The sequence below is a fragment of the Candidatus Acidiferrales bacterium genome, from assembly GCA_035515795.1.
Taxonomy (GTDB): domain Bacteria; phylum Bacteroidota; class Ignavibacteria; order Kryptoniales; family JAKASW01; genus JAKASW01.
This window is the reverse complement of record DATJAY010000007.1, coordinates 33967-53266: the sequence shown is the minus strand read 5'-3', so window position 1 is coordinate 53266 and position 19300 is coordinate 33967. Positions and strand designations below refer to the sequence as shown.

Here is a 19300-nt window from a genome sequence, read left to right as displayed (position 1 = left end):
GCGTGTGCAGTAACAGGGGGACCTTGCTCGGAGATACCTTGGCTCGCCCGGCCATACCAATATCCTGGCTTGTGATTCGTTCACATGAGTTGACAGACTTTGTGACTTCTGCCGGCTCCACTGACAATCAAATCATGAATTCAAACTTTGATGCGTTGGTTGACAGTTTGCCTTCCCTCCCCACAGACACATTGCTGTTGGTCAAGTACCCAAGTAGAGATACTTCTTATGCAGTATTGAAGGCTACAAAAGCCGAGGACATCTATCTATACACGAGCCTGCAATATTATTATAACTCTTGCAGTGGCAGTTCTAACATTAATGATTATGTTTCTGTTGATCTCATGACCAAAGACACTTCTTCCCTGAGTTCTTCGGTTGCCATCTCCCCGGAAAACGTTTATAACTCCGCCGAAACAATCTTGTACGCCAATGCTCCGAGATCGATGGCCGCGATAAGTGCTCGTTATTCGCTTCATTTGGACCAGGGCGGAGTTTACATAGTGCGGTTCATTTTGACTAATTCGTCTGAAATAAGTAATCCGCAGACAACGCCAAGTCAAAGCGTCTACCCGCTCATCAGCAATCAGTTTAAAGTCGTTATTCTATCCTCAGCAAGTATGTAATTCGATAAGGAGAACAAAGGTGAATAGATTACTAGCAATACCGTTAACTATCCAAAAGATTTTCGGAATGATCATTCTAATCGGATTGCTTACTTCTCTATCGTTTGGGCAGACGAAGTTGGCACAAACCGGTTTCAATTTTCTCCTTGTATCCTCAGATGCGCGGGCCAGCGCCATTGGAGATGCGGTAAACTCTCTCGATGGATACACCGGAGCGTTGTCTCATAACCCGTCGACCATGGGCGATGTACAATCCCTGGTTAACATCGATTTCAGTATCAATTCCTGGATCGCCGGTATCAAATATATGGCACTTGATGCGATTGTTTCTCCTCTCTCCGGAAGGTACGGAGTGGTTGGATTGTCTTTCCAATCAGTTAATTACGGTGATGTTGAAGGGACCGTGGTCGCGCAAAACGACCAGGGGTATATAGACACCGAGCTATTGACTCCTTCGGCTTTCGAGGCGGGAATTGCATATGCAGATATGATTAGTACGCAGTTCGGAGTCGGCGGGCAGGTTAAGCTTGTCTATCAGTCGCTGGGTAAAAGTATAGTTCCCAACGGCAACACCTTTACAACCAAGCAGAATGTTGCCAGTACCGTCGCTTATGATTTCGGAACAATTTTTAAGACAGGGATCAAGAGCCTTAACTTTGGTATGTCGGTCAGAAATTTCTCTCAGGACGTAAAATATGAGCAGGAAGCATTCCAGCTCCCGTTGTTGTTTACTTTCGGGATCTCGGCCAATCTCCTTGATTTTTACGAAGTGGCGGGGCCAAATCAGGCGTTCCTGCTTTCTTGTGATGTCACCCATCCTACCGCCCATCCGGAACAGATAAAACTGGGTGCAGAGTACAAATTCATGAATGTAATTGCACTGAGGGGGGGGTACATTACGGGTGACGACGAAGATGGAGTAACTTATGGTCTCGGTATCTCTTCTGCCGGGCTGGGAATATCTTCGGTTAACTTTAACATCGATTATTCCTACACTCCGTTCAAGTATTTGAATAGCATCCAACGATTTACAGTCACTTTTTCAATGTAATGGAATGGCATGAACATGAAACTTAGAAAACTCACATACTTAATTTTGAGTTCGGTTGTTTTCGGACTCGCCATAGGCTCCTGCAATAAGTATAATGCTCCGACGTCGGTATGGAATCCCAACCAAAAATACGCCTCGGGAGCAGTCATTACCGGAGTTCTGCCTGCAAGTACCGCAATTGCGGGAGTACGAGAAATTACGATCGTCGGACAGAATTTTTCGGCAGATCCCGATTCGGATTGGGTCTGGTTCGGCACACAGCGGGCAAATATAAAACGCCTCTCGGTGGGTTCACCTGCCGATACAATTGTTATCTACCGGCCGCCTAACTTTGGTTCCTCAACATTGAACGTAGTTATCCCGGCGGCAGATTCCAGCGTTACCATCCCTTACGCTATGGAGGCCCCCTTTACTACCGCAGACCTGAGTGCAATCCCAACCTTTCTTGTGATGGATGCAGGCAAAGGAGATACATTGTGGATCGGAGGCTATGTATCGGTTCCCGGCTGTTCTCTATATAAGCTTTCGTCAGATGGCACAAGCTTGAGTCGGGTCAGGGATACTTCTTACTTTAAGCCGAAAATCGGCGGCGTCAAGACCGATTTTGCTTCCACCTTCATTGATTTAAAAGTTGGTCCGGGCGGCTTTCTGTATGCGTCTTTCAACAGCAGTGCATCTAACAAGATATATCAACTGGACATGGATACCACGGTCCCCAAGGTCTTCGCCGGAGTAACGTCGCAGCAGAAGACCGTGGGCTATTTTGATTTTGACGCGAACGGTGACATTTATACGGGAAATACGAAAGGCCTGTACTGCATAAAAACCGACGGGACATCTCAGACTGCCGGCGATTTCAGTGGCCTCACATTTGGAGAGGTCCGCGTGATTAAGGATGCCGACGGAAACACATATCTATATGCCATTACAGGCACCGGGACTCCGGCCCATTTCACTACATTATCTAGGAGTCTGATCAGTTCGGTTGGGAATCTGGGCAATCACGAGGTACTTTATGATATCTCGAAAGATACAGGTTTTACGACAAGCAACGCCTTGACCTCGTTCAATGTCGGATCTGATGGCTCAGTTGTCATCTCTGTTTCAGGGAGCTCGTTGACTTGCTCATTATATGCACTGGATAATGGAGTGCTCGTATCGTACTATCATGATAACATTCTTCCAAATGGCATAGATCAGCTGATTTGGGGAAATGACAAATATCTATATTTGAGCAGAGGCAAGACAGCGTCCGCGACGGCCGTCAGGTTCTACAGGATGGGAATGGCGAAAGAAGACGGCACACCGCTGAACGGCGCGCCGTATCTTGGTCGCGGACTGTGAACATGACCTTTTTTTCTAAACAGAACATTAAGTCATGCAATATCAAAAATCGGAATGACGGCGGTCTTTCCGAAAGGAGGTGGTTGAAGGAAGGGAAGAGAGTTGGAAGGCTGTTGGAAAATCTGAAGGATGAGTCTGTCGCTCCGGATTGCATTCGGAACCTCGCTCGTTTTGAGATTCTGAGAAAGGCCCCATCAGGAGGTTGCACATGGGAAGTCGCAGCTCAGGGTGATACTAGAGGGATTTTCAACAACCAATTAGTTTGCAGACAACTAAAATCTATCACAAACCTTACGTAAGGAGACAAAACAATGAGACTAGGTAAAATGTTGCTAGTGGTCGTGTGTTTTGCTATGTTGGCCAGTTTCGCCCAGGCGAAGGTGGTCCATAAGAACACAGTGTCCAAAGTAGGCAACAATGTATGGGTTATTCCGAAGACTGAAATCGCGCCGAAGCTCGACTATCAGATCGACACAGTTTGGAATGCGATCGATGGTCAGCCTCTACAGTATTTCAACTACGGGTCTTCTCATCCATCGGATTGGACAGACCTCTCGGGATGGGTAAAATTATTGTGGGATGACAAGAACCTCTATGGCTTGTTCTATTCCTGTGACAACTTTATCGATTCCGTGTCCGCTACAGACTGGCAAATGGACGGCGATGAGTTCTACATGGATGCGGGCAATACCCATGTACCGGGATCAAGCTTAAGTGCTATTCCCAACGCTTATCAGTTCTGCTTCAGACCTCCACAGAACATAGATTCGGTCGAAAACGCCTATAAGCATGGCGTCCAATACATTTGGTTCGTCGACACAGCCTCCGCCAACAACGGCGGCCCGACCGGCTGGTTCTGCGAATTCCAGATTCCGCTGGACAGTCTAAGCGTAGTAGCGCAAGCAGGGACAAAGGTCAGTCTCGAATTGCAGCAGGATGACAACGATGGAGCTGGCCGTATTCACCTCTCCAAGTGGGCGAACGGCAGCGGGGTCGATGATGATTGGCAAAACACCCAGCATTGGGGTGATGCAGTGCTTGGCGACTCCACCACTGGCGAGTACGTTGACAACGCATGTTCATACGTATTCCTGCATACAACGAAAGCGCCTACTCTTACCGCTGACGTTGCTCCCAACGGCGGTCCATCAGAGAATGTTTGGAGCGACGCAAACCAGGCTACCCCTGGCGGTTTGACCTACGGAGGCCTTGCTTTGCCGACCGACCCACAAGATCAGTCATGGAGATTCTATGGATTGTATGATGACAATAACGTATACGGATTCTTCATTGTATATGACAACTTCGTTGATAGTGTCTCTGCGACTGACTGGCAGATGGACGGTATTGAGTTCTACACCGACAATGGTAACACTCACGTTGGCGGTTCGAGCTTAAGTGCTATCGCCGGCGCTCATCAATTTGAGTGCAGGCCGCCGCAGAACGTTGACTCGGTGGAAAATGGAGTCAAGCATGGCATGGAGTATACGTGGAAAGTTCTCCCGAACATTCCGAATGACAGCATATTCAGCTCTATGAGCGGATATGCCGTGCAATTCCAGTTCTCGCTGGATAGCCTCGGCATACTTGCTGCAGGCGGCACCAGGTTCAGCTTCGAACTTCAGACCGATGATAACGATGGAAGCGGTAGGATACACCTCACGAAGTGGTGGAATCCGTCGAAGACGGACGACGATTGGCAGAACACGAGCCATTGGGGCAATGCCATTCTGAGCTCAGCGAACGTTCTCGTTGGCGTGAAACAGCCGGCGCCTCCTGTCGCAAACAAGTTCAGATTAGACCAGAACTTCCCGAATCCGTTCAACCCGTCGACAAAGGTCACATATTCGGTTGACAAGACAGGCTACACCACGTTGAAGGTTTACAACGTGCTCGGTCAAGAAGTAGCGACACTGTTCTCTGGCGTGCGCTCAGCAGGCCAAGAATACACCGCAACTTTCGATGCCAGCAGGCTTACCAGCGGTGTCTACTTCTATAAATTGGAAGCCGGTAACCAAATGCTCGTCAAGAAAATGATGCTATTGAAGTAACCGACTCTCCTTCATGAAGCGTCCCGATTCACCTCCTATCGAAGCGGGACGCTTTTTTATTTTATTGAAAAGGCTGGAACCTGTAGGGCTGTACCATGATGTGAACGAAATGACAAGAGGTAACAAAGAAATATGGCTGTTTGTCCAGTATTGAAAGAAACATCTCTTAACGTTTACCCGATCAGCATTGACGACAATCGGCTGTACATAACGGCGTCCGTTTGCAGGGAGGACGTCGATCCGATCCTGTCGTGCGAAGAATTGTACCGTCATATTGGAAGTGTGCTCAAGCAACGGAATCTGCATATTGTTCAAGAGCGTATCTTTGGTAGCATCAATATTCAACGCGATATTCTAGATGCTCGCAAGAAGTCCCTTTGCAGTTCTGAGGTCTATGAAGAATCGCCGGTCACATACATCGAAGGGGAGCCTGTATGGGGAGAAGGTTTAGCAGGGATCCAGCTTTATGCGATAAGGGAGGACGAGACGGGCGACAAAATCTGGACAATTTTCGACGATGGAATACCGTGCGGCCGCGGCTGGCGATATCATGGCACAACGTATTTGTCGTTACAGGACATCCACGGATCTCAGCATGATAACCCTTCGAATGATTGTCGGGAAAAACAGACTCATCTGATGTTTGACCGGACCGAACGTCTCCTTCAACGGCAGGGAATGACGTTTCGAAATGTCGTTCGAACATGGATTTATCTCGTGGATATTTTGCAGTGGTACAAAGAGTTCAATAATGTTAGGAACGCGAAGTACGAGGAGTTCGGACTGATCCCGACGAAATTCAACGGGTTGGGAGCCGAGGAAATCTATCTCCCCGCAAGCACCGGCATCAAGGGCGCGAATCGTCATGGAGCGGCCGGAGTGATGGATGTTCTGGCCGTGGAACAAAAGGCCGATGATAGAGCCACAATTTGTCACCATACAGGTTCGAGACAACGATCTCCATATCGATATGGCTCCGCCTTCTCACGCTCCACCGTGATACATGAACAAAAGCGCAAAACGATTTACATATCAGGCACAGCTTCAATTTGTGAGGATGGAAGAACCCTGGGAGTTAACGATCCGGCTGAACAAATCAGAAATACGATCGGCGTCGTTGATTCTCTGCTAAAACCTGAGAACGCATCTCTTGAAGATATTTGTCAGGCAACGGTCTTTCTGAAGCATGCGAGCGATTTTCCGGAGTATCAGCGCGTAATTAGGGAACTCGGGTTGGAAAATCTTCCCGCTGTTTGCATGGTGGCGGATGTTTGCAGGGATGAGTTGTTATTTGAAATTGACGGCATCGTCACAGCCGGATGAATTATAACATCTCGGGGCGCATGTCCATGGCTTTTATCCAGCATGCCATTACGGAGTCTATGTTAAACAATAATTCTTGATCATAAATTTTCGAGTGGAAAAATGGAAAACACTAAAAGTGGACCTGGTGGAAAAGCATCTTTCTCACAGCGCATGGCCGACACATTGAAATCTCGATTCGGACTGCGCTTCTGGATAGAGGTAGGATTGTCACTTTGTTTGTTTTTTTATTATTGGTTTGCTGTTCATCCGGAATATATCCAGTTCGCGAGACAGCCTGTATTTTTTCTGGAAAGGGGCTTCTTTCTTGAACAACTTCAATTGCCGGGCGGAATTTCGGATTATGCGGCAGCATTCCTGACGGAGTTGCTTCAATTCGAATTGCTGGGCGCAGCTTTGTTGACTATTCTTGTGCTGGTCTTTTACCATCTGCTCAACCTCACTCTGCATGCGGGGAAATGGTGGATCGCGCTGCTCATTCCGACAATTATTCTAGCGGCTTTGCAGACCGATTCGAACTATTCTCTGGTGGGGAGCCTCGCATTAATTATTGCGATGGCGGCTTTTGCTTTGTATCGAAACATAAAGTCCGCCAGAAACTGGGTTCGACTGAGTTCAACCGTACCATTCGTCATTGTCGTTTATCTGCTGTCGCCGTACGCACTCCTGATTTTCACAGTCCTTTGTGTTATGTACGAAGTATTCAACGGGAACAGCTCTTTCCTATCTCGCACATCTGTTTCAGCCGCATTAATCGCGGCAGCTTTGATAGTACCATGGCTTGCCAAGTCGAATCTATTTATTATTTCAACTTCTGACGCCTTTCTCCGCCACTCTCCTTTGTGGGTCGGCGACACCTTCGGCATTCCACCTATAGGAAAGATTTATTTCGAAATAATTCTGGGCGTGTCTGTGTTAGCATCCGCAGGAATATTTTTTTACAGAGCAGAACGCCAGGGAAATGTGAAATCAAATCTGCGTATGATTCTGGTCCAGATAGGAGTTGCTGCAGCAGTGCTGATCATGAGTTTTTGGCAAGTTGTCAGCAAGAGCGATGAGGAATTCCTCGCAATTCGTTATACGACCCATGCCGGTGAATGGAACCAAACTCTATCTTTCATCAATCCTAGCTCCACATCGAATCTTTTGAACCTCTTTCACTTCGTCCAGGCATACTATCATACCGGCAGGATGGATGAGGAGTTCACATGGCTTAGACAGAATGTCGCGTCGCAGGGTCTCTTTCTAAAAAACGATATTTGTTACGAGTATCCTTTAGACTACAGCGATTTCATGTACGAACTGGGGAGCATAAACGAATCGAAGCATTGGGCATTGGAGGCGTTGACCCATTATGGAGAGTCGGAAAATGTGCTGAAGCGTTTGGCATTAACTAATATTCTCGAAGGTAATTTCGCCGCTGCACAAGAATTCTTATATCGACTGAGACAGAATCCGTTTTCATCTTCCTGGGCAAATCACTACCTGGCGTGTATCAAGGATCCTTCTAAGTTCCGACAGGAGTTTGACCTTCAACAACTTCACACCTACATGACGAAGGTGGATTTTATTATAAATGACAATCATCCCGAAATTGATCTCAGGATAATGTTGGGCCAATTCCCGCGGAACGAGATGGCTTACCGTTATTTACTGATGTACGATCTGCTCACTCGAAATCTCAATCTTTTCGCGAATGATTTTCTGCAGCTGAGGATGAACGAAAACGGGCCTATGCCGCAGCTGTATGAGGAAGCCCTGGTGGCATTTCTATCTACAAATCCATCGATGGACAGTGTCGCATCAAAGATTGGAATACGGAAAGAAACCGTTGATCGATTCAAGGGTCTCTATGCTTTGATTTCCCAACATCATGGCGACGCTGGGTCTATTTATTCAGAACTTAGCCAGAATTACGGCGACACTTATTGGTTCTACCTGTTGCGGGTCGTTCCGACAAACTAACATCATAAAATAATGGGACGCAGGAAAATGTTTACATCCATTCAGAAACATTCCGGCCTTATCATATATGCGGGCTGTCTTTTAATCATGGCGTCGGGCTGCGGGAAGTCGTCGCCCGACAAACAGATCGGCGCACCGATCAACAGGGTACCACACATTGATCCTGATTACGCGGGCATCGTTATTCCGCCAAACATAGCTCCATTGAATTTCCGTCTTATTGAGGAAGTCGATGAAGCCACTCTGCAAATATCCTCCGCTGTCGGTGATCCGATTGAGCTCAGTGCATCGGACGGATCGTTTTTCATTCCGATGAAAGAGTGGAAGCGGCTTTTGAGCCAGAATGCCGGCAAACTCCTGGTTATGAAAGTGCACGCCAAAAAGGACGAAAGATGGTACGCCTATCGTCCGATCGTCGATACAATTTCAAATGATCCAATCGATCCGTATTTAGCATACCGCCTGATTAACCCCGCCATCCATCTCTGGAGAAATGTGGGATTGTACCAGCGCAACATAGAGACATTCGAAGAAACTCCCATCCTTACAAACAAACTGACCGATGGCAGCTGCATGAACTGCCATAATTTCAAAAGCGGCGATCCACAGTATATGATGATGCATATTCGTGGGGGTCAGGGATCCGGAACATTGATCCGAAGAGGAAACGATATCCGCAAAGTAAATACGGCAACTTCTTTCAACAGGGCCGGCGCCTATCCATCATGGCATCCCAACGGGAATATCATCGCATTTTCAGTGAACAAGCTTTCCATGTTCTTTCATGCGGAAAGCGAATGCCGCGACGTATTGGATGCGGCATCCGATATCGTATTGTACCTGATCGACCAGAACATGATCACTACCTGTCCTGATCTCGCCAATCCTGACCGTATGGAGACTTTTCCTTGCTGGTCGCCCGACGGCAAGTATCTGTATTTTTGTTCGACGAGTAAGCTCGACACATTTTGGATGACTCAGAATGGCAGGAGAGGACTTGCGTGGAGAAGGATTCGATACGATCTGATGAGAATTCCATATGATGCGCAGACCAACACGTGGGGAAAGTTGGAAACAGTTCTGTCGGCGGAAGACTTTGGAGGAAGCATAACAGAGCCGAGAGTTTCTCCCGACGGCAGGTTCGTGCTCTTCACCGGATCGGAATACAGCAACTTTCCGATTTATCTCAAGAGTGCGGATTTATATCTCTTCAACCTCGAGACAAAACAATGCAAGCGATTGGAATGCAACAGCGACGAGACGGATAGCTTCCACTCATGGTCGAGGAACGGAAGGTGGTTTGTGTTCAGCTCGAAGCGAGATAATGAATTGCTAGCGAGACCATACTTCAGTCATTTAGACAGTAACGGTGTTTCATCAAAGCCTTTCATACTGCCGCAAGAGGATCCAAATTTCTACGGGACATTTTTGAAAACTTATAATGTGCCTGAGATGGTTGCAGGGCATATCGATGTCGATCCCAGAGAATGGGCTAAAGTCGCTATGGACAAAAAAGTTTATGCTGCAAAACTGGATCCAAAGGTAAAGGAAAATCCGTTCTTTCACATTGCGCCGCCCAGAAAGGAAGAGCCGGACATTTATCAAAAGTCTCCAAGGTAGATTTGGAAGGATCGCGCATTGAGTCGGGCGTCAAACTCTTTTTGTTTTGTTGGTTCCCTTAGCTAATCGAACACCGGCGATTTCAAGCTCAGGTCTCCGGCGGACGGTAAGGGGGAAATGGTCATGGATAGGGTTTATGAGAGGTTGATTTTCCTGTAGCTGTGGTGAAGTTGAATCTGGAAAGTGTCCGCTGGGAGAATGATTTGCATCGGAAAAAAATATCCGCTGTTCTTTGCGGAGCAATTCTGAAGCAGTAAACGAAGTCTAGAGGTGAGGAAAACTCGAAGTTAAAACAGGAAGGTCGTATAACTTAGAACAAGGGAATGGTGCTTCTGCAACGAAGATGTCCCTTTCTGAATAACGCCATTCCCGTCAGTTGAAACGGAGGAAGCCCCACAATGAGAAAGACCACTACATTATTCGTTGCCCATTTTGTACTTGCATGTGCCACTGAAACTTTTTCTCAAACTCTTCCCTATCAGGATACGACGCTGACGATTCAGCAGAGAGTTGATGATTTGATCGGTAGGATGACATTGGATGAAAAAGTAGGTCAGATGGTGCTCATGAATTACTCGGACATAGCTACACCATCCGACATCGCATCTTGCTATATTGGTGCGGTTCTTGCCACCGCAGATACCGGACCGGCCGATAAAACACCGCAGGCCTGGGCTGATCTTCATGATTCGCTTCAAGCTTATGCTTTGCAGACACGTCTGAAGATCCCAATTCTCTTCGGCATCGATGCAGTTCATGGTTTTGGCGCAATGTACGGTGCAACAGTGTTCCCACACAACATCGGAATGGGATGCACAAGAGATACCGACCTGGTCGCTCAGGAAGAACAGACCACGGCAGCAGAGATGAAAGCCACAGGAATTGATTGGACCTTTGCACCCGTAGTTGCAGTGGCGAGGGACGCAAGATGGGGCCGTACATACGAGTCGTTCGGAGAAGATCCAGACTTAGTAAAAGGAATGGCCGCGGCAGCAGTGCGCGGTTTTCAAGGCGATACGTCTGCTAAGTATGTGGACGTGCTTGCATGCGCCAAACATTTTATCGGCGACGGAGGAACTACAGGCGGAGTGACGAACGGAAATACCCTATGTGATGACCAAACGTTGCGCGAAATTCATTTGCCGGGATACCTGTCTGCCATAAATCAAAAAGTCGGCTCTATCATGATAGCTCAGAATCAATGGAACGGGATCCATATCAACGGTTATCCTTTCCTGGAAGACTCGCTCTTGAAAATTGAACTTGGTTTCAATGGCCTTACGGTCTCAGACTTCAACAGCTTCCTGTATGCGGGTGATCCCACTGTCCCTTATCCCAGCCAGATATTATACGGAGCTGCCATCGCGCATTCCATCAACGCGGGCGAAGACATGGCAATGATGTCAGTTTTCATTGGATTTAATCATCGTACTTATATTGATACCATCAAAAGTTTGATTAACAAGGGTGTTATACCAATTGAACGGATTGACGATGCCGTGAAAAGAATTTTGTCGCAAAAATTCCGGCTTGGTCTTTTTGAACATCCCTATGCGGACAAGACTTTGATCTCGTCAGTAGGCTCATCAGCGCATCGTGCCATTGCCCGCCAAGGTGTCCGGGAGTCCGTTGTGCTTCTAAAGAAGAAAGATGGAATTCTTCCATTCCTAAAGACAGGCAAAAGGATTTTGGTAGCCGGTGCCAGTGCCAATGATCTCGGATATCAATGCGGAGGGTGGACGATGTCTTGGCAAGGCGCAAGTGGCAACATTACGGTCGGAACGACAATCCTGCAGGGAATGCAAGCGGCGGCACCGGGCGATTCGATAGTCTTCTCTAAAACTGGCAATTTTGCAGACACATCCGCCGATTATTCCGTAGTTGTAGTCGGTGAAACGCCTTACGCGGAGACTTACGGAGACAGACAGGACTTAAACCTTCCATCTGACCAGGTGACATTGATCAAAAAGATGAAAGGCTATGGTGCCCCTGTGGTTCTGATTCTCGTCTCAGGCAGACCACTGATCCTTGCGCCGGTTCTTCACTACTGTGACGCCATCTTTGCAGTGTGGCTTCCAGGAACGGAGGGTGATGGAGTCTCCGATATCCTATTTGGCGATTTTCAGCCGATCGGGGTACTGTCGAGAACGTGGCCGAAGAGCAATTCACAGATTCCGATGAACTTCGGCGACAGCAGCTATTCTCCACTATACTCTTATGGGTTCGGCATCAAATCATTTGCTGACGCTCCTTCCGGATCTCCGCCTGCCTGTCTATCTTCGATAGTCACTTCCGATGGTGCGAACATGGAATTGACATTCAATAAACCGATGAAAGATCCATCCTCCGAATCCTACGAATTCATCGTTGTCCGCAATAGACATACAATGTCATCTTCGCTAACCGCCTCGCTGAAGGCCCATGACAGCACGACAATCATGCTCGTTTTCGACGAGGCTTCGTTCGCGACACGTGACACCGTTTCGATTTCATATAGCGGGGGTACTATCGAGTCCGCAGACGGCGGAACCCTCCAATCGTTCACGAATTTTGATGTTTACAACTGGTCGAGCATAAGTTCTGCCGTTCGTAACGGTGGTGATGATCGAATCCCGCTAACCGATAGGCTGGAGCAGAATTATCCCAATCCATTTAATCCGTCGACGGTAATCAATTATCAGCTTTCATCGACCGGCCACGTGAGTTTGAAAGTCTATGATGTGCTCGGCAGAGAAGTAGTGACTTTGGTAAATGAGACCGAGCGGCCCGGGGCTTATGAAGTTAGGCTTGATGGGTCACGCTTTTCAAGTGGTGTGTATTTCTACCGCCTCATAGCACCGGGCATAAGTCAGGTGAGAAAGATGCTGCTGACGAAGTAAACGAAAGGTCTCTATGAAGTCCCGATTTGCTTCATGCGAATCGGGACTTTTTTTATGGTTTTCATTTCACGATGTGGAGAAAATGGTTAAATTTGTGGGTCATCCGCGCCAACTTTGATGAACAAAAAGCCTGATATCCAAGAGTCTTATGCTTGAATTGAAAGATAAAAAGAAAATACTTTTCAACTTTATAGTGGTTGCTTTCCCATTCTTCTTGCTCGCACTCCTCGAATTCTCGTTGAGGATATTTTCTTACGGCGAGGACCTGAGTCTTTTCGTCTCCAGCCCGGATCCAAGGTATTACGAAATCAATCGTCACGTTGGTGAGAGATTTTTCAGTAAGCTTGAAAAGCCGATTCCGACTCCGCTGTCTCAGTATTTCCTGAGAGAGAAGCCGGAAGACGAATATAGAATCTTCGTGCTGGGAGAATCTTCGGTGCAAGGTTTTCCTTACGATGCCAATCTTGCTTTCACGACGATCCTAAGGAAGTGGCTTCAAGATACCTTTCCTGATCGTACCATCGAGGTCGTTAATCTCGGCATGACGGCGATAAATAGCTACGCTTTGCTGGATTTTACAGACGAAATCCTGCAACAGAAACCAGATGCCATCCTGATTTACACGGGACACAACGAATACTATGGTGCACTTGGCGTCGCATCGATGGAGAACGGGTCGATCCCCGTCTGGACGAAGAAGCTCCGGCTTAGGCTCGTCCATCTGAGAACGTATCAACTAATCGAGTCGGGCATTGTCGACTTTGTTAAGATGATGCACCCGCAGAGTAACGACGAGTCAAAGGGGACTTTGATGGAGAAGATGGTCGGCAAGGACCTCGTCCCTTATGCTTCAAAGATGTATTCGGAAGGGTTAAAACAGTTCTCGGACAACATGGGTGCACTCCTCTGGAAATTCAAAGATGCCGGCGTGCCGGTGATCATCAGCGATCTTGTCAGCAACGTCAGGGACTTGGCTCCTTTTCGCTCGGTGCGTTATGGAATCTATCCCCCGGCAGACTCGGTGTACCAGAATGCACGAAGGCTTGAAGAAGACGGCTTTTCAGACAAGGCCAAAGATGAATATATCCGCGCGAAGGATCTGGACGTAATCAGGTTTAGGGCACCGGAAGACTTCAATGAGATCATTGCTCATCTTGCTGATTCGCTTGGTGCCTATAGTGTCTCGCTGAAACTTCTCTTCGAAGAGCATTCTCTGAACGGTATCGTTGGAGATAATTTGATGACCGACCATCTTCACCCGAACATCGATGGACAGTTCCTGATGGCGGACGGCTTTCTCGACGCGCTCAGGCTGCATGGAATGATCGAAGAGAGATGGGATACATCGAAAATCAACTGCTCCACATGTGACAGGGCCGACTGGGGTTACACCGAGCTTGACAGTTTGATTGCCCATCTGCGGATAGAACATTTGAAAGCGGGATGGCCGTTTCAGCCTGAGTCCACGGCAAACAATTTCCGCAATACTTACATCCCTCATGGCATTATTGATTCCTTAGCGTTCATGACTATACAGTATGCTAACATAAACTCTATCACGGCCCATAAGAAATTGGCTGCCTACTACGAGTCGATCGGAGATCCGGAACGTGCTTCCAAGGAATACTTCGCAATAGCTTATACCGCGCCCCTGGACGTTTCGTCATATTACTATGCGTCTAGTTTGGCGGTCAAGGCAAGCGATTTTACAAATGCGATACGGTACTTGAAAGAATCGCCCGGTTCAGACACAAGCTCTTATGCGCAGTTCACTCTTGCTTCTATCTATTCATCGCAAAAACATTATAAGGATGCACTTTTGTGCATAGAAAAATTGGAGAGTGCAAGTTTGAATCGCAGCACTGCGTTGCAGGTCCAGATACTGAAATACAGAGTCCAGAAAGACTCCGGCCTTGCTTTGGACGCAGGGAATACACTTGCCGTAATTAGAAACATGGATCCGACATTCACCGGGTCTGACGAAGCAGGGAACATGATGATTTTGATGCCGGCAAAAATAAAGCCCTACATAGACAAAGCTGAAGCGATGTTGAAGGTCGGTCAGGTTTCCGAGGCATTGGATGTTTTGAAGGATGCCAATAACATCCGGGAGGTTCCATACACCGATCTACTCATCGGGAAAATACTTTTTGCACAGAAGAATATCGAAGCGCTGCCATACCTGGAAAAAGCGCGCGCGGAACTTGAAAACGATCCATCGCTGGTTTATAGATTGTGCGTACTATATATGATAAAACGAGACATGACCAAGGCAAAGTCGGCAATGAATGATTTTGCCAAGCTTCAAGGAGTAAACGACCCGCAGTACAAACAACTCAAGGAGATATTTGAAAAAAGAATTTCAGGAAGAGAGTAGAATGACGCTGAAACAAATCAGTATTTCAAGACGTTTTGCCTTAGTTGAGATTATGTAATCATAGAATTTGCCTTAGATATGGAACGACGACAACTTGGAAGATCTTCTCTTAGTATTGCACCGCTTGCCTTCGGTGGGAATGTATTTGGCTGGACGGTTGACGAAACGACGGCTTTTCGGTTGCTGGACGCCTTCGTCGCTCGTGGTTTCAATCTCATCGACACTGCGGATTCGTATTCCCGGTGGGCACCGGGAAATAAAGGAGGCGAATCCGAGAAGATAATCGGTAACTGGATGAGACAGCGTCGCAACCGCGATGAAGTGATGATTGCGACAAAAGTCGGATCGGACATGGGACAGGGGAAAAGAGACATCTCAAGGAAATATATTCTCCATGCCGCTGAAGATTCATTGCGGCGTCTGCAAACCGATTACTTAGATCTGTACCAGACTCACTGGGATGTTGAAACCGTCCCGGTTGAAGAAACCTTGGAGGCTTACTCGCAGTTGGTGACTGAAGGAAAGGTAAGATGGATCGGGGCTTCCAATCTTTCGCCCGAGAGGTTGAAGAGTTCTCTCGAGACGAGTGGAAAAAAGGACTATCCGCGCTACCAGACCCTTCAGCCCGAATACAATTTGTACGACCGGGAAAAATTTGAAATGTCTTATGAAAAAATCTGTCTAAAAGAAAACCTCAGTGTGATTTCTTACTATTCCCTGGCGAGCGGTTTCTTGACGGGGAAATACCGCTCTGAAGCCGATTTACAAAAAAGCGCGAGAGGGAGCGGTGTGAAAAAATATTTGACTGAACGAGGCTTCAGAATCCTTTCCGGGCTTGATGAAGTGGCGCGGGAGTATGACAGCACACCGGCGAGCATTGCGATAGCATGGCTCCAGTCGAGACCATCGGTGGCTGCGCCTATCGCGAGTGCGACGAATCTCGCCCAATTGGAATCATTGATGAAGGCAGCAGAAATAAAGCTGAGTGATGAGGCGGTCCTAACGCTTAACGAAGCAAGTAAATACTGAGTTAGGACTCGAAGCACCTACCCTACAGTATAGAGAATTCCATGTTTTCGGAATGACGATCCTCATTGCTTGCGTTCGTCCTCTCAAGTTTTTGATTTCAGATGTTGAATCAGTGCGGAGCTTCGACTTCAGAATTTAATATTTTTGCCCTGCACCACTTTCTTTTCACCGCGAATTCTTTCGGTGTCGCTGAGTGCAATCATCTTCATTGCGTCGGCTTTGAGAATAAACAGAGTGGTTGTGTCGACATCGTAAACGGAATTTAATCCCTGCGGCTCCTGCGGCGGATCGCCGGTGAACGGATCGCCCGGCAACCACCTGTAGTCGGAGTGTTGAGGTCTTCCTTCACCGCCCCATCCCCAGAAATTTGTGCCGGCAATCGGTGCACCGACGGCGGCGCTGTCATATATAAGTCCCAGGATTTTTTCAAAATATTTGTCTCTCGACGTCGTCGGCGTGCCTGGCGCGTAGAACTCGCTGTCGCGTGGTATCCCGAATTCTTCCATGACTGTTGGCTTCCCAAGTTCACGTGCAAGCTCGATATGCCGATCGACGTATTGGATGGCGTTCATCTCAGTTCGAGGATATGTCCCGGCGATATCTTTCGCGTTGAACCAGCCCCAATTTTTGGGCCACAGATGAAACGTAACGTAATCGATATACTTGGACCCTTGCGCTGTCAGGTAAATTGTGGAATCCATCAAGCTTCCGATCAAACCTTCATTGCCCGTCGTGACAAGATGGTTGCGGTCGATGCTGTGAATGAAATGCGCCGTCGAGTCTATCCAGCGATAATATTCTTTGAGATATTTGTCGTCTCTTCCGGGACGCGGCTCATTTGCAAGCTCCCACGCCATTATCGCCGGTTCTTCGTAATAATAACATCCATCGTATTTGTTTCTTCTTGTCAGGATGTCCGTTAGAAAATTGAAGAACGACTTCTGGGCTTTTTCATTGACATAAAACGTCGCTGAATAATCCATGAAAGGACCGTAATTGCCGTTCGCCGGATCGATGCCTCCACCGCCGTTTGCCCAATCATTATATTGGGCCATACCCCCAGACCATTCCCAGTAATTGTTCAGGAAAATCACGCCGTGCATGTCCCGCTTGTTCATTTCGGAAAGAATAAAATCCAGTCCTTCCAACAAATCTTCATCATAAATGCCGGGTTTCATTTGGATTGCTGGCTTCAGGGAATTCGTTATGTATGAGTTCTCGGACGCGGCGAGTATTCGTAAGTTGGTGATCCCTAATGATTTCAAATTGTCCAATTCCCGGATCAATCTTGGTCTGTCTCCAATTGCCCCGGGTGCTCCGAGATAACAGCCGTCCCACATGTTTGTTCCAATATAATAGTATGGTTTGCCTTTATAAATGAATTGTGTGCCATTAACCATGACGTAATTTGGCTTTCCCTGAAAAAGGAAAGTGATACATCCTTGGAATGAGAACGAAATTATGACACAAAGAAGAATTACGACACGAGAGGCCCGCTTAGGCCTCAGAGACTGATTCCTGCTCATTAGGTACCGTATTACAAAACCGATGATTGCTATGAGAGATTCCCCTGATATGTTCTTGAGTTTTCACTTTCTCTGTCGGTATGAATCGGGGTCCTTGGTGTCTCCGTTATCTATTGGAGCTTTTCACCCACTTTTTTCCAGTGATTTATCATTCGATTGAAGCTGTTCGCAACTTCTGCAAACCCTTTGTTTGTCGGAGTTAAATCAGGATAGTCTTCAGAAAGCATCTTAGTGCAATTCATCAGCGATCTTCCCGTATGGTAACAACCTTTCCAGATGTGTCCTTTCCTACCGGTTTTGTAGTGAGGCTCTTTGTCAAGTCCGCCTTCGAACCAGTCGCCATGCTCGTGATCGAGGAGGAAATTCTCTATATAATTCCACTCTTTAGTGAAGTAATCTTTGTAGATCGGTTCTTTCGGGAAAATCTTTGACATCATCAGCAGAACATTTATCGCTTCAGCTTGAGCCCACCAGTTCTTGGTATCCTGGATGACCGTGCACTTATTCTCTCCGGCAAAATAATATGCCGCGTCGACAAATCCGCCGTTGTCCTTTTCCCAGCCGTTCTGGATTGCATGGTCAAGCATTCTCTTTGCGACTGTCAGTGTCTTCACGTCATCTTTTAATCCTAGCGTGTGGGATGCCTCCAACATCAAGAATGCCGTTTCATAGTTATGTCCGAATGAAACGTGCTCCAGCCGGTAGTTTTTTTCTCTCACTTCCTTCGGCGCGTTTCGAAATGACACCGGCTTCCAGTCGTTGTCGAAGAAGAGGTTCATGTAACCTTCGGGGGCTGTGATAACGTCCCTGATGAGAGTCAAAAGATCGTAAAGTTTTTCCTTCAGCATGTTGTCATGCCATACATTATATAATTCTGCGTAAGCCTCAAGCAGGTGGATCGAAGAATTTTGGTCTTTGTATCCCGCCTCTACGGTGTCGTCAGCTTTAGTTTTGTACTCGCCTTCTTTGCTTATTGGTTTTCCATCTCTCGTCAGGAATTGAAAATAGCCCAGGCCCTTCGGATCCTTGGCATGTTCCTCAACCCAGTGGAAAGCTTCCTTGGCAAAGTCGAGAACTTTTGCATCTCCGGTTAACTCGTACAAAGCGGCCAGGCCGTAAATCAGAAATGCATTTCCGTATGTGCGTTTCTCATCGAAGAATCCGAGGTAATCGGTTGTTTCACCTTTCTGGTCGCGCATCTGGTAGAAGCCGCCGTATTTTTGATCCCACATCTTTTTCCTGAAAAAGTCGAACCTGTGCTTCGCTGCGTCTGCATAAACACCTTCGTCGAAGTACATCGCCGCCTTTGCTGCCGTCCACATGTGTCGCCCCTGGGTTACCGCCATTTTAGGCTGCTCGGGTTCTAACTTCCAATCGTAGGTAATATTAGTATAATAGCCGCCGTTAACCTTGTCGACAACCATGGGATACCACTTTTTGAGCAAGCTCTGATTCAATGACGGGATCATCTTTTTGATTATGCTTCGATTATCTTCTGACATTCAAGTT

The 19300-nt window shown here is 47.3% G+C and carries 12 protein-coding genes; 10 read left to right on the top strand and 2 right to left on the bottom strand.

Features of this window, described 5'->3' with window-relative positions:
* The 10 genes from VLX91_05035 to VLX91_04990 form a co-directional block, all read left to right on the top strand.
* Positions 1-626 (top strand): hypothetical protein (locus VLX91_05035; GenBank protein ID HUI29557.1); only part of this gene is annotated, 626 nt, incomplete at its 5' end.
* A gap of 19 nt (positions 627-645) precedes the next feature.
* Positions 646-1677 (top strand): PorV/PorQ family protein, encoded by a 1032-nt coding sequence (locus tag VLX91_05030; GenBank protein HUI29556.1) that lies wholly within the window; start codon positions 646-648, stop codon positions 1675-1677.
* A gap of 15 nt (positions 1678-1692) precedes the next feature.
* Positions 1693-3021 (top strand): IPT/TIG domain-containing protein, encoded by a 1329-nt coding sequence (locus VLX91_05025; protein ID HUI29555.1) that lies wholly within the window; start codon positions 1693-1695, stop codon positions 3019-3021.
* Between the two features lie 311 nt (positions 3022-3332).
* Positions 3333-5072, top strand: a complete 1740-nt coding sequence (locus VLX91_05020; protein ID HUI29554.1) for a sugar-binding protein — start codon at positions 3333-3335, stop codon at positions 5070-5072.
* A gap of 132 nt (positions 5073-5204) precedes the next feature.
* Entirely contained in the window at positions 5205-6395 is a 1191-nt protein-coding gene (locus VLX91_05015; GenBank protein HUI29553.1) for a RidA family protein, read from the top strand.
* A gap of 102 nt (positions 6396-6497) precedes the next feature.
* Positions 6498-8360: a DUF6057 family protein gene (locus VLX91_05010; protein HUI29552.1), complete on the top strand. Its 1863-nt coding sequence runs from the start codon at positions 6498-6500 to the stop codon at positions 8358-8360.
* A 27-nt stretch (positions 8361-8387) separates the two neighbouring features.
* Positions 8388-9980 (top strand): hypothetical protein, encoded by a 1593-nt coding sequence (locus VLX91_05005; GenBank protein ID HUI29551.1) that lies wholly within the window; start codon positions 8388-8390, stop codon positions 9978-9980.
* Between the two features lie 398 nt (positions 9981-10378).
* Entirely contained in the window at positions 10379-12859 is a 2481-nt protein-coding gene (locus tag VLX91_05000) for a glycoside hydrolase family 3 N-terminal domain-containing protein (GenBank protein HUI29550.1), read from the top strand.
* Between the two features lie 148 nt (positions 12860-13007).
* Positions 13008-15236, top strand: coding sequence for a hypothetical protein (locus VLX91_04995; GenBank protein ID HUI29549.1), 2229 nt, complete (start codon positions 13008-13010; stop codon positions 15234-15236).
* A gap of 78 nt (positions 15237-15314) precedes the next feature.
* Complete coding sequence (locus VLX91_04990) at positions 15315-16265, top strand: aldo/keto reductase (GenBank protein ID HUI29548.1); 951 nt, start codon at positions 15315-15317, stop codon at positions 16263-16265.
* Between the two features lie 128 nt (positions 16266-16393).
* Here VLX91_04990 and VLX91_04985 read toward each other — a convergent pair whose 3' ends face one another.
* Positions 16394-17665, bottom strand: a complete 1272-nt coding sequence (locus VLX91_04985; protein ID HUI29547.1) for a hypothetical protein — start codon at positions 17663-17665, stop codon at positions 16394-16396.
* Between the two features lie 236 nt (positions 17666-17901).
* Positions 17902-19293: an AGE family epimerase/isomerase gene (locus tag VLX91_04980; protein ID HUI29546.1), complete on the bottom strand. Its 1392-nt coding sequence runs from the start codon at positions 19291-19293 to the stop codon at positions 17902-17904.
* Positions 19294-19300 lie beyond the last annotated feature (7 nt).

Excerpts from the sequence above, each read along its gene's own strand:
- VLX91_05025 (HUI29555.1), top strand. The coding sequence starts at position 1,693 with ATGAAACTTAGAAAACTCACATACTTAATTTTGAGTTCGGTTGTTTTC.
- VLX91_05020 (HUI29554.1), top strand. The coding sequence starts at position 3,333 with ATGAGACTAGGTAAAATGTTGCTAGTGGTCGTGTGTTTTGCTATGTTG.
- VLX91_05015 (HUI29553.1), top strand. The coding sequence starts at position 5,205 with ATGGCTGTTTGTCCAGTATTGAAAGAAACATCTCTTAACGTTTACCCG.
- VLX91_05010 (HUI29552.1), top strand. The coding sequence starts at position 6,498 with ATGGAAAACACTAAAAGTGGACCTGGTGGAAAAGCATCTTTCTCACAG.
- VLX91_05005 (HUI29551.1), top strand. The coding sequence starts at position 8,388 with ATGTTTACATCCATTCAGAAACATTCCGGCCTTATCATATATGCGGGC.
- VLX91_05000 (HUI29550.1), top strand. The coding sequence starts at position 10,379 with ATGAGAAAGACCACTACATTATTCGTTGCCCATTTTGTACTTGCATGT.
- VLX91_04995 (HUI29549.1), top strand. The coding sequence starts at position 13,008 with ATGCTTGAATTGAAAGATAAAAAGAAAATACTTTTCAACTTTATAGTG.
- VLX91_04990 (HUI29548.1), top strand. The coding sequence starts at position 15,315 with ATGGAACGACGACAACTTGGAAGATCTTCTCTTAGTATTGCACCGCTT.
- VLX91_04985 (HUI29547.1), bottom strand. The coding sequence starts at position 17,665 with ATGGTTAATGGCACACAATTCATTTATAAAGGCAAACCATACTATTAT.
- VLX91_04980 (HUI29546.1), bottom strand. The coding sequence starts at position 19,293 with ATGTCAGAAGATAATCGAAGCATAATCAAAAAGATGATCCCGTCATTG.